The organism is Singulisphaera acidiphila DSM 18658, assembly GCF_000242455.2.
Classification (GTDB): Bacteria; Planctomycetota; Planctomycetia; order Isosphaerales; family Isosphaeraceae; genus Singulisphaera; species Singulisphaera acidiphila.
In genome coordinates this window covers 2,975,076-2,987,424 of record NC_019892.1, presented here as the reverse complement: position 1 = coordinate 2,987,424, position 12,349 = coordinate 2,975,076, and the positions used below count along the sequence as shown (strand labels likewise).

Below are 12,349 nucleotides of genomic sequence, written 5' to 3'. Positions count from 1 at the left end.
GTCGAAACAATGGGCCGAGGACGACGGATGCTCGTCTTCGGCCTCTTGTTTTTAATGAGTCATGAGAATTGCATTTATTGAATTCCCTGGGACCGCGGGCGCCCCGCCCAATGGCACTTACTTTCTCGATTTCAGACCGCGTTTGCGTGGTCGCAGTGGGAATTTTCTGCGGCGGGCGATCACCTCACGCGGGTAGTGTCGGCCAGGGCGATTCGCGAGCTTACACTGGCCAGACATCCTCAGAACCAAGTCGATCCGCTCTTGGATCTTCGCGGGGTCCGTGGTATCCAGCGACTCCAAGAGCAAGACCTTCACTAACGACCATACCCGGTTGAAGCTCAATCGCCGCGGCGCGATCTCGACCCGAGCCGCAGCCATCCGGCGAATCAGATTCGCCATGTTATAGGCCACTGTCGCCGAGGCCAGTTCCTTCGCGACCATCTCCGTGGATCGGCCACGCATCTCTTCCAAGCGAAGCGTCCGCTTCAAATCACGCAGATCGGTTTCGATATTTTGCCGCTGGCCATAGATTGCGGCGAGCTCGCACCCCTCGTCAGGGAGCCGACTCACAAGCCACAGCGTCAGCTTCTCGGAAATCCGAACCTCGTGCAACCACACCCGCAACGTTGCATCGGCCGGCCATTGTGGGTTCGACTTGCGTTCCCAGCGGTTGGGCTGCCAAGTGAGTTCCCACTGGTCCTTGCCCTGGGCTTTCCCTTGGCGCACCATCGACCGAAATCGCTTCTCAGTCAACCGCAACACGAAGTCGTGGCCCGCCTGGTTGGCCAACCAGGCAAACGCGAAGACGCCAAAATTCCGGTCGGCGATCAACACGGAGCCGACCGGAAGTCGCGGCATCAAACCGGCCGACAATGGGACTTCGCCAATCGCGGCCGGGCCATACATTGCCCCCACTTCCGGACGCACGGTCACACCGCTGGATAACTCGTGGGCCGCTACCAAGTGGAGGATCGGCCAGTGCGATTCTCCGTGTTGATTGCGGGCCGGCGGATACGTTTTGCGCAAGGCGTCAGTGGGTGCCAAAGAGAGCGTGGAACCGTCCACAAGAAACGCGTTACGCCCTTTCACCGATGGCGGAGACTTGGCGATTAAGGCTGCAGAAACCTCGTCAGCCGCCCGTTGAGCCATCTCCACGGGCAGCCGATCTCGCGCTCGCGAAAACCCACCCGTGTTGGCCGAGAACGATTTCTCACGGGCCCGCTTGTTATCCGGGAGCACATCCGCACTTAATCGAGCCAACTCTCCCACAGCGGTGGCCATCGTTGCATTGCAGGTCAACCGTTGATAGATCATCAGCCAGACAACGACCCAAGGCGTGAACACGGTCGAGAGCGTGGGCGGTTTCTGAGCATGCAGGACATCCGGTGGGACCAAGCGATGGAACATCCGAACCGCCTCACCCAAATCGACGACAGCGGGTGATTCCTGGTCATGGTTCATGCGAGGTACTCCCAAAAAATAGGAGTTCATGGCGCAAAAATCGTGCCAGAGGTGCCCCTTATTGCAGGATTGGCGAAAGTAAGTGCCATTGGGCGCCCCGCCCGCGGTCCCAGGGAATTCAATGCGAGCAACGGTCGGGCAGTCCGGGAACTCCCAGGCAAAGTGAGAGGAGTCAGGAGTTCAAAGTTCACTTATTGGGCGGGGGCGGTCTTCTCGGGGGGAACAACTCCGGTGTCGATTCTCCCCTTGAAGGCGTCGATCACCTTCTCGACCTGGATTCTCCAGAAGACGGGTAGCGGCGGTTTGGGATAGATTCGCCACCACTGCTCGGCGCCTCCTCGATCGAGGGTCGTTGCGATCGACTGTCCGTCCAGGGAGACGGTTACGTCGGACGGTCCGCTCACGGGGTCGCTCTTGAGGTGCCAGACGTTGACGTAGGCCATGTTCTGGACCTCGTCGAACCCGTCCTGCACTCTCATGTACTGGGATGGGGCGACTTGGCGGAACGGATATCTTCGCTTGAAGAGAACTCGACCCATCTCGGTGTCTTTGCGGATCTCGAGGACGAGATAACGCGCCTTGTCGAATGGGATCTCGTGCAAGTCGGTATCGACCCGGTCACCGATCTCATCGTTCGGCCGCCCCGGCTCGAGTTTGACGTCTTTCCGGGTGACAAACGTCTCGTCCTTGCCTTCGAGGCCATAGCGAACCCAAATCTTCGCCGGCTTGGTGAGTGTGTGATTGATCACAAACCGATAGGCAAGCGGTGTATGAGGGTGGAGGAAGCCCTGCCCTGGATGCCGCTCGAACTGATCGCCGTAGATCTTGATCAACCTCCGGTCACTCTGACGGAGGGTGACATCGATCCCCTCCTTCCCGGGGGTCAACCGGAACACGATGGCTGAGGCGGAGAGATCCCTGGGAAAGATCTGTCCTCGATAGAACGCGCCCGGTTCGAGCTTGATGGTCACTGTTTCGGGGGTCGAGTCGGTACGTTCCACGACGAACTCGGCTGGATCGGCCGGATTGCCCGCTCCGATTGGTACCAAAGTGCCCGCTGCTCCGCTGCTCGCATCGGCTCCCTTTTGGTTGACGGATACGGGGAGACGGAGGTCGTGGCCGAGGAAGGCAACGGCGTCGCCGGCTGGGATCTCTCCCTCCGCATGGACCTTGATGCTCACGGTCATGCCTTCCTGGTCGTCGAGCGTGGGCGTTTTGGGCGCATTGGCGTCGACGAGCAGGTTAGCACGCAACATGACTTTCGCCCTCTCGACGGCTCTCCGAAGCTCATTGGAGTCGCCGTAGTCATCGCCGGCTTTCTCGAGGGTGGCGAGCGCTTGCCGGGGGGCGAAGTCGTCGAGTAAGCGTTGACCGTGCCAGGTGGAGAGATCCCTGCGCAGGAACTTGATTCGCTGTTCGACGAGCTTGTCGCGTCCCACTTCGTCGGCCAAGGGGAGGACCCGAAGGGCGCGATCGGCAGCGTCGAGTTGTTCGTAGAGCAGATCGGGATTGGGCTTCTCACCGAGGGCGAGGAGTCGTGCTCGGCGAAGGCTCCTGATCCGTTCCGAGAACTCGGCGAATTCGGAGAAGGGGGAACCGCCCAGCTTTCGGCAGGCACGGTCGTAGGTCTCTCGCAACGAGGCGACCTCTTCCTTCTTTGCGCCGCCGATCTCGAGAAGGCCCAACTCGAGCCGGGCAAGGCCGGAGGCCGTTCGCCAGAAGCTAGGGTCTGCCGGTGATTCCGTTTCGCTCAAGGCCGGATCTGAACTCGGTGACGATCGGGCTGCGCGCTCGGCGAGGAAGGAGTCGGACTCCTTTTTGAGTCGACTTTCCGAATCGCCCGAGGATGTGGACGAACCGCTCGAAGCGTCCGTGGTGGTTTCCAACAGGCTGGAGGCGATGGGTCGCGAGCGGACCCGCTCGAGGAGCTTCATACGGATCTCGGCCGGAATCAGCGGCACGTTGAGGACCGTATCGAGGTCGCGCCAACGCCCCCCTTCCCACTGGTTGTGGAAGTCGTCGGTCAGGCCTCGAAACGACTCCGCAACCGTGCCGTACTGGCGCTTGATGCGCTGGATCTGCTCGTCGCGCCCCGCCAGGGGATCCCCTTCCGTTCGGAGGGGCGGTGGGACCGAGTGGATCAGGCGCGCCAGTTCGGCGGCCGAGTCGAGCAACTCCTGGAACGATGGATCGAGACCGATTTCGAGTCGACCGCCTCGTCTTGCCTTCCATTCGCCGTAGTAGGGCAGCTCGGCCGAGAGCTGCTCGATCTGGTCAATGGCCTGATCGCAAATCTCGGCGTTTTTGATTGCGATCTGGTAGGCTTCGTCCGCCTGGTCCAGCGCTTCGAGGCAGCGCGGTACAGCGGGTTCTGCGGCGAACAAGAGATCCTGGCCATTACGGCGGTGGACGTCTCCCGCTTCCACCCAAGGTCGGATCCAACGGTTGATCCGCTCGTCGGAAGCGGCCGCGACCTCGGCCAGGTTGCGGGTCTGTATCGCCTTCTCGAGGGCCTCGCCGCGCCGACCGCGGAACGCGTTCCGGTCAGGGCCGCGAGTCACGAACGTGTCGGCCCAGACGATCAGTTGTGCCTCGGGGAACAAGGGGCGACGATCGTCATCCACACTGGAGAGGCGAGCGATCGGCGAATCGGCTTTGCGACGCCCGGAGAGGGTGGCATGGCCCGACTGCGTTTTTTTCCTCGTCGGAACGACCGACGCTTGCTTGGCGCTGACCTCCTGCTTGGCGGGGGGGACGGGGCCGGGCTCGCCCGCTTTTTTCGCCTCCCCTTTCTCTTTCTCGACCGCCGGCTCGGTTGTCTTCTCTGCGCCGTCCGCCTCTTCTCCGGGAGCGGCCGTCTCGTCTCCACCCAGGATGAGGTCGAGGGCCTCGTCAATCGAACTACGGGCGTCTTCCAGCGTTTTCTGCTTCGATTTGTCAGACGCAGTCGCCGCATTCTTTTCGAGGAGAGCGAGAGAACCATCAAAGGCGGGAACTCGGGTCACCTCGCTGGCCAGGTTGGGAAGGCTGTTCAGGGCCGACTCGGCTTCGGTCGACTCGCCGGCGCGGAAAAGACGCTCGGCACGAAGCAGAGTCTCTTGATACCTCAGCCAGGTTCGCGGCGCAGATCGATACGGCTTTCGCTTCTGCCAACCGTCACGCTCGGCCCAAGCACGCTCCAGTCGTTTGAGGAATCGCTTCGTCTCCTCCTGTTCTTCGTCTCCCTCCGGTCGCGTTGCCAGTGTCACCTTCCGGGATCGAGGGAGGGGAAAGTCGAGCGTGGTGTCACCGAAAAGCTCGGGGGTCTGTTCCGCTTGGCGATGGTTTCGCGCCCAGAGTGCGACCTGGGCTCGGACGTATCGGGTGAGCGATTGGACCGACAGACCATTCGGAGTGCTCCCCTTGCCCGCCAGGCCCTGCTCGACGAAATAGCCGAAAACCGAGCGATTGTCGAATTCGCTGGAGGTGCTCGTCTGGCCAGGAGCGCAGGAACTGAGGATGACGAGTCGCTTGACCGGATTCTCGGCCAGGTACGACCGGAGTTTGGGCAAGAAACCGTTGGCGTAAACGCCCAGATTGCGATCCGAGCCAATTTGCCCGGCGTCCCAAATGAGAAACCTCGATTGGCTCGGAAACCGTGTTCCAGCGTCCTTGAACACTTCGAAAAACTGTTCGAGGGAGATCGCGGAATGCCGCGCGTCCGGCTCCGAAGTCTCGCCGATGACCCCGCCGTCGTCGCGAAGGAGGACGGCCCCCTTGTCATCGACCACGCCTGCGGCTGAGACGTAGAGCACCACCGGCCGGTTGGCTGCCTTGGTCAGATGATCGCGTAAGACGTCACGGAACGACCCATAGTCCGACTCGGGAACGGTGCCTCTCACGGCCCCTGTGATTTTCTCGATGTCCGCGGCCTGAAAGCCGAGCAAGGGGTGGGTCAACCCACGCTGGGCAATCCAGCGCCCGCCAATCCCACGGCGGGTGGGGTTGATCCAGAAAAGGAGCCAAACAAAGAGAACCAGCGCGATGACCATCCCGGTGAAGACCAGGATCAGTTGCGATAGCCTCGGTTTGGAAATTCTTCGGGTATCGACCAGTCCGTATCGCCGACGGCCGGGCTGTAGCGTTGTTGTCGTCATAACCCGCTCAAAACCATTGGGACGCGACTCGTCGTTAAGTCGTAGGGCAAAATCAGCGCAAATTTCGGCTTGCTCAGTTTACGATATTATGCCCCGTGTTGTGACCGATTTTCTTCAGTATGATGGGCTGTTGGAAACGACGTCAATAACTCGTGTCCCAGAGTGTACTTCGTCACGTAGGGATTGACTCGGTATCGTCTCGCCGCAAGTGGCGACTCGTCAAACTCTCCGGCGAATCGACACCTGGGCTCGGCCAATCCGGCTTGCGTTCGAGAACCAGGGGACGCCTGACCGACCGTCGGACGCCCTGGAGAAACGAACACGTTCTGATTTCCCCTTTGAGAAGAGGCCAGCCTTTCAGATCGCCCCGCCGATCGGCTATGCTTTTCAAACGTTTCCGATGCGGTCAGGGGCTGGGAGTGTCCGATGGCAAGCCGTCCGATTCACTGGCATGAAGGCATGTTCCTGCGCCCTCAGCACTTCCAGGTCGCTGACCGGAATGTTCGGGAAACCCTTCGCGATTCCGAAGATTGGTTCCACCCCTTCAACTGGGGCGTCCGATTGGTGGAGTTCGACCGCGAGGCGTTCGGCAATTACTCGGCCGTCCTGCGGTCGTGCGAGGCCCGTTTCAAGGATGGGACCAAGATCGCGATCCCGGCTGATGGCACCGTCGACCCCGTGGAACTGAGGAGCGCACTGGCGAACTCAGGGTCGGTGATGATCTACCTGGCGATCCCCACGCTCCAGGCCGGGCGAGCCAACGTGGAGGAAGTCCCGACCGCCAACGGTCCGCGATACTGGGTCGACGAGTTGGAAATCACCGACGAGAACACAGGGAGCGAGGAGCAGGCGCTCCTGGTCCGTCGGACCCGAGCGCGGTTGCTGCTTTCGACTCAGGATCATACCGGCTATGAAATTCTTCCTCTGGCCCGGGTGGAGCGGTCCGCTCAACTCGAAGCGCCGCCACAGCTCGACGTCGACTACGTTCCTCCGTTGCTTGTGCTGGACGCCTGGACGCCGCTCTGGCAAATGATCCAGTCGCTCTATCATCAGATCGGGGCCAAGGTCGATCAACTCGCCTCCCAGATCGTGGACCGGAGCATCTCGTTCGACAGCCAGGTTCCGGGAGATGCGGAGCGCCTGCTCAAGCTGGCCACGCTCAACGGGGCGCTTTCGGCGTTCGAGTCCATCGTCTTTATCCGGGGACTCACGCCCCTTTTGCTTTTTCACGAGCTTTGCCGGTTGGTTGGCCAACTCGCGATCTTCATGGACGCCCGGCGGCCCCCTGCCCTTCCCCCGTACGACCACGAGGACATCGGCGGTTGTTTCTACACTGTGATCAAGTATATTCAGCTCGGGCTCGATACGATCGCTCCGTCGGCGTTCGAGAAGCGATACTTCGAGAAGAATGGGGAACGGCTTCAGGTCAGCCTGGAACCGGCCTGGTTGAGCAGTACGAAGACCCTCTTTCTCGGTGTCGAGACGGAGCTGGGGGACGATGACTGCGAACAGCTTCTCCGGTCGATGGATATGAAGCTGGGAAGCACGTCACGGGTCGAGCAGATCTTCAAGCAGGCCTTGCGTGGTCTCAAGCTGGTGCCGATCGTGCGGCCGCCTCGTGCCTTGCCGGCGGGCACCGGCATCGTCTACTACCAGATCGAACGTGACCAGGTGTTCTGGCGTGACGTGGCGGATACTTGTTCGATGGCGATCCGAATGAACCTGGCGCGTGCGACCTTCCAGAGTGATCGCATCCTGTCGGTTGTGCCGCCCAAGGGAAGCAAGACCACCAACCTCCAATTCGCTCTGTTCGTCATCTAATCATTTAATATGACCGACCCCTTTGCCAGCCTCGTTAGCCCCGTGTTCCAGACCGTGCTCAACCTCCAGCAACGTCTGGAAGCGGGGGAGAATCCTCCGCTGGGGCCGGAACGGGAACAGATTGTCATTGCCCTCGACGAGGCCGCGCGGAAGGCCGGCATCTCGAGCCAGTTGTCGCACGACTTTGAACTCGCCAAGCACGCCTTGGTGTACTGGATCGACGAAATCCTGATCAATTCACCCTGGTCGCACGCCCTGGAATGGCGGCAGCAGATCTTGGAGTGGGACATTTATCAGGAACGGCTTCGCGCCGATCGCTTTTTCGAGAAGGCCCACGAGGCCGAAGTCCTCGCCAATACCGACCCCTTGGAGACGTACTACCTGTGCGTCGCCCTGGGGTTTCGCGGGAAGTTCGTGGAGAGTCAGCCGGAACTGCGCGCCTGGGCGGAACGGATCTATAACCGAATTGCCTCGAGCGGTCTTCAGCCTGAAAAATTCCTGCCGGACGAGACGCTCGAGCGTGAGCCCTTGAGTCCCTTGCCGGGGCAGTCGATCTTGCTGGCCGTTAGCGTCTTGGTCTCGATCACGGCCTTGATTACCCTCGCCTGCTTCGTTTTGGCCGTGCATCCACGATAAAAAGGCCCAATCCACCGAGAGGCAACGTGAGCTATTATTTCAGCGGATTCGGGCAGTGGTTGGCGATGACCATCGGGGTCGGGATCACGGCGGTCGGCGCTTACTTTTTGGCGCGTTGGTCGTGGCGATGGTTTGTCATTCTCTGTATCACGGTGGCGGCGGTCGTTTTCCTTTTCCTGCTCCCCATTCGCAATCCGGCGCACGCGTTTCTTGATGAATCAACTCCCCCACTCTTCCTCAACTATTTCTGGACCTGGATCTTCGTTCTGCTCGTAGGGTTCACCCTCTCGTTGATTGCGTTCGGCCGGGCCCTCTACCAAGGGCGGTCGCCTGCCGTCCAGGAGAGCACGGCCGGGGGAGAGGGCGACCGATCCTCCGAGATCGATTCCGCCTGGCGCGAAATCCAACTCCGGCTGAGCAATGCGCGGATCGAGGCCGGTGCGCAGCATGTCTACCTCGTCCTGGTTCCCGATGAAGGGTGGACCTCGGCGTTGGTCCATTCGGCCGGTCTTCAACTCTTCGCCGAGGGACCCGACGGCGAAGCGCCCGTGCATGCGTACGCGACGGCCGACGGCATCTTCCTGAGCGTGGCGGGTGCCTCTACCTTTGGAGTTCAAAGCGAGGAGGGGAGCCGCAGCCTCGAGAATGTCTGCCGCCGGTTGCTGGCTGAACGCCCGAACTGCCCGGTCGTGCGGGGTGTGGTCGTTCTCTTCCCAATCACCTGGGCGGGGCAGCCGGAATCGGTGAAATGGGCCTCCTCGGTGCGTGAAGACCTGCGGACGATCGAGCGTGTGCTCAAGGTCCGCTGCCCTGTGTTTGCGGTCTTCTCCGAGATGGAAACAACTCCTGGTTTTCCGGAGTTTGTAGGACGGATGTCGACTGCGCTCCGGCAGAGCCGCTGTGGGTTCGCCGTTCCCGCCTCGCACCCGTTCAGCGGAGACCTGGTTCAAAACGGCCTCATCTGGATGTCAGGATGGTATCATGGCTGGATCTTGAGCCTGATGGCCGATGACCTGTTCAACGTGCCGGGAAACAACCAGCTTTTCAGCCTCGATATCGAGTTCCGCCGCTATCGCAAGCGACTTCGATCCGTCCTGGAGGCCGCGTTCTCGACCCATCGGGAAACCGAGCCGATGTTGTTCCGGGGCTGTTACTTCACGGCGACCGGGGCGCACCCTCGCGAGCAAGCCTTCACCGCCGGACTCTTGCGCGGTCCGCGCGGCCGGATCCTTGCCGAGCATCCGGTGACCCAGTGGACGCAACAGGCCAAGGACGACGACCGATTTTATCGGAAGCTCGCCTTGGCCGTGGGACTTGTGGGAGGCGGTCTTTCCCTGCTGACCTGGTTGGCCATCATTACGATGACGGGCCACTCGATCTGGTGGGCGGGCCCTATCATCATGGTCATCGTTTGGTTGATCGTACTTTTCCGCGTCGTCCGATAGATCGGATGACGCGATCAGCCGTTGCCATGATCGACGACTCGGAACAAGACGAGGCCGGCCAAGAGCACGTCGCCTGAAGTGACCTTGGCCGAGCCCAGCACATGGACGAACGTGCCGTTGCGGCTCTTCAGATCTTCGAGGATAAACTTGCCGTCCTTGCGATAGACCCGCGCGTGCATGCCGCTCACGGAATTGTCGCTGGTCAAGGCGATGTGCGTGTTCGGTCCCTCGCGGCCGATGATCGTCGCATCCGGCTTGGTGAGCGGGAAGCGAAGGCCCGGCTGACCGTTGGGGCGGATGAGATCGAGATAGGCCAACGGTTCGAGATCCCGACTACAGTATTCTTCGCCGTCTTCTCCGACCAACGGAGCCACCGGCTCGAAAGCGGCCGGTTCGTGAAACTCGATCGTCTGGTTGCCAACTCGGAAACGCATTCCGTCGCTCAGTTCGGTCGGCTGAATCACGCGCAGGTAAACGCCGTTGATTGATCCGAGATCCTCGACGACCAGCGTTGTGCGCTCATAACGTAGCTTCATGTGCCGTACGGCCATACTGCTGAGCCCGGGAAACTCGGCGCTCGTCTTGGCACGACCGACATTCAGGCCGTTGGCATGGATCGGGCCCCAATCACGCCATTGTCCTTGATTATCAAGGATCTGGAGCGTGAAGGTGTACTTGGGGATCTTCAGCTTATCGAGGTCGACTCCCCCCAAGAACTGGGTCTTGGCATACTCGTCCGACCCCCCTCCAAAGGGGTCGAGCAAGGAGGGAGGGGCGTCGAGATGAGGGGGTGCTCCAGCCCCTTGTGGGCCGGGATGCTGCAACCCAAATCCAGGAACAGGTGGCTGATCGGGCCATCCGGGAGGGGGGGCTTGAAAATGGCCTTGCGGTGGGGCCTGGTGCAGGGCTGCGGGGGCCTGAGGAGCCACACCTGGCGGATACCCTGGATGTGCCCCGGGCTGCGGCGGGGCTCCACCGGGAGGCACATAGCCGTAATTCGGGGGAACCGGCGCTGGTGCGGGATGGGGCTGAGGCTGTGGCGGAGCGGCCGGTGCTCCGCCGAGCATCTTGATCATCCAGCCACGAATGCCGCCTCGACTTTCTGCCGGCGCGGGAGCCGGGGTCGGATAGGCCGGAGGAGCATAGGCCGCCATCTCGCCGGTGGTCGACGACGGTGTGTAAGCGAGCTTAGGGCCCGGTTGCGCAGGTTGCGGAGCCGGAGGTGCGGCGCTTGGGGCCTGGGCCGTCGGCTGTGGCGCAACGGGCCGTGGTTTGATTTTCTTGATCGGCCTGGGCGGTGGAGGCGGGGTGGCCGTCTCCCGCTCGTCGGAATAGTCCGGTCGTTCCACCGGACTTGCTTTTCGAGCCGAGACCGGAGCTTTCGCCGGCGTGATCTGTCTCGGGCGTGCCGGTGGGATCGTTCGACAGGGGTCGAGATCGGCTCCGCAACTGGGACAGCGCGTAAGATCGTCGCCGACAGTCGCATCACATCGGGGACAGATTTGCGCCATCCGACTTCTCCGGCTCGCTAGAGATCCTTCGCCATCGAACTCGAGTCAACACGAACTTGCCTCGGGACACCAGCAAAAACATAAGCGTTCCGTTGCCATGTCGGCACTAACCCAAGGCAATCGTTCAATATAGGCGTTATGGCCCCTTTCGTCAAAGTGCGTTCGCGCGAATGGGGCCTGAATTCTTACTCCGCATTCTCGAGGGAGTGACGCCGGTGACGAAGTGCGCGCTCTGACATTCGACATGGCTGAATGTCAGTGGCCTGATCGGCGGTCGCCGAAATCGCTGAATCTTGCCGGCATGGTGTCCCTTTCTTGCAAACGAGCAGTATGATGTTGGCTCCAACTCCCAATCGGCTTCCCATCCGAATCCTTGCCGATGTCGAGACGGCAGGTTCGGTCGACACAACAGAGCCGCAGTACCGACAATCTCGGAGTTCAGTGCTCGCCCGTCCGTCGTTCGGAGAAGGTTTACAATGAACGCGAAAGAGTCTCTGGACCGCGGTCAACTCACGGACGCGATCCGTGCTTTGAACGAGGAGATCAAGGCCAATCCGACCGACCTCGAGCTTCGCACCATTCTCTTTCAGTTCCATTGCTATGCGGGCGATCTGGTTCGCGCAGAGAAGCAGCTCGATGTGATTCGGACCAAGAGTACCGAGATTGCATACATCAACGGACTGCGGGTCTACCAAGGACTCTTGAACGCGGAGCGGGCAAGAACTCAGCTCTTCGAGCATGGGGAACGCCCCCGTTTTCTCGTGGCGCCACCGGAGAGTGTCACGCTGCACCTAGACGCCCTCGATCAGGTGAGAGCGGGACGCTTCGACGACGCTCGTGCCCTGCTCGAGCGGGCGGCCACGACCCAAGAGGCAATACGAGGTAGCGCCGACGGGGTGGAATTCGACGACTTTCGAGATGCGGATGACATTTTGTCCCCCGTGCTCGAAGTCTTCTCGACGACCGGCTACTACTGGGTCCCTTGGGGGCACGTCCAATTCCTCGAAGTCCCCAAGCCGAAGACGTTGCTCGACCTGCTCTGGGCCCCGGCAAAGCTGGCGACCTATGACGGCCAGTTGGGCGAGGTTTACCTGCCGAGCCTCTATCCGGGGACGTCGGCAAGCCCTGACGGTCCACTCCGACTGGGACGCCAAACCGACTGGGTGGACGTTGGCGCCGGGATCATTCGAGGGATCGGGCGCAAGTCGTTACTGGTGGGTGAAGACGTGCGGACCCTGCAAGAACTCGGCCAGGCGCAGTTTCCGCTCACGGAAGGCAAGACGAGCGAGTCGGCTTCGGAATCGTCGTCGGTGGGCCGGCCGGGGGATGAATCCTGACC

At 61.2% G+C, this 12,349-nt stretch carries 7 protein-coding genes; 4 read left to right on the top strand and 3 right to left on the bottom strand.

Annotation, left to right across the window (positions count from 1 at the left end; genetic code table 11):
* Positions 1-117: 117 nt before the first annotated feature.
* Together SINAC_RS11910 and SINAC_RS11905 are read right to left on the bottom strand one after the other, a co-directional pair.
* Complete coding sequence (locus tag SINAC_RS11910; protein WP_015243913.1) at positions 118-1,461, bottom strand: IS4 family transposase; 1,344 nt, start codon at positions 1,459-1,461, stop codon at positions 118-120.
* Positions 1,462-1,652: 191 nt separating this feature from the next.
* Positions 1,653-5,597, bottom strand: coding sequence for a hypothetical protein (locus SINAC_RS11905; RefSeq protein ID WP_015245882.1), 3,945 nt, complete (start codon positions 5,595-5,597; stop codon positions 1,653-1,655).
* Between the two features lie 426 nt (positions 5,598-6,023).
* Between SINAC_RS11905 and tssK the strand changes: the two genes are divergently transcribed.
* From tssK to SINAC_RS11890, 3 genes are read left to right on the top strand one after another with little or no spacing between them, the layout of a single operon-like run.
* Entirely contained in the window at positions 6,024-7,418 is a 1,395-nt protein-coding gene (tssK, locus tag SINAC_RS11900) for a type VI secretion system baseplate subunit TssK (RefSeq protein ID WP_015245881.1), read from the top strand.
* A 9-nt stretch (positions 7,419-7,427) separates the two neighbouring features.
* Positions 7,428-8,054, top strand: a complete 627-nt coding sequence (locus SINAC_RS11895; RefSeq protein WP_015245880.1) for a DotU family type IV/VI secretion system protein — start codon at positions 7,428-7,430, stop codon at positions 8,052-8,054.
* A gap of 26 nt (positions 8,055-8,080) precedes the next feature.
* Entirely contained in the window at positions 8,081-9,499 is a 1,419-nt protein-coding gene (locus tag SINAC_RS11890) for a type VI secretion protein IcmF/TssM N-terminal domain-containing protein (RefSeq protein WP_015245879.1), read from the top strand.
* Between the two features lie 14 nt (positions 9,500-9,513).
* Here the strand turns inward: SINAC_RS11890 and SINAC_RS39820 are convergent, their stop codons facing one another.
* Complete coding sequence (locus SINAC_RS39820) at positions 9,514-10,848, bottom strand: FHA domain-containing protein (RefSeq protein ID WP_154673705.1); 1,335 nt, start codon at positions 10,846-10,848, stop codon at positions 9,514-9,516.
* Between the two features lie 638 nt (positions 10,849-11,486).
* Here SINAC_RS39820 and SINAC_RS11875 point away from each other — a divergent pair.
* Positions 11,487-12,347: a type VI secretion system accessory protein TagJ gene (locus SINAC_RS11875; RefSeq protein ID WP_015245877.1), complete on the top strand. Its 861-nt coding sequence runs from the start codon at positions 11,487-11,489 to the stop codon at positions 12,345-12,347.
* The last annotated feature ends 2 nt before the right edge of the window (positions 12,348-12,349 follow it).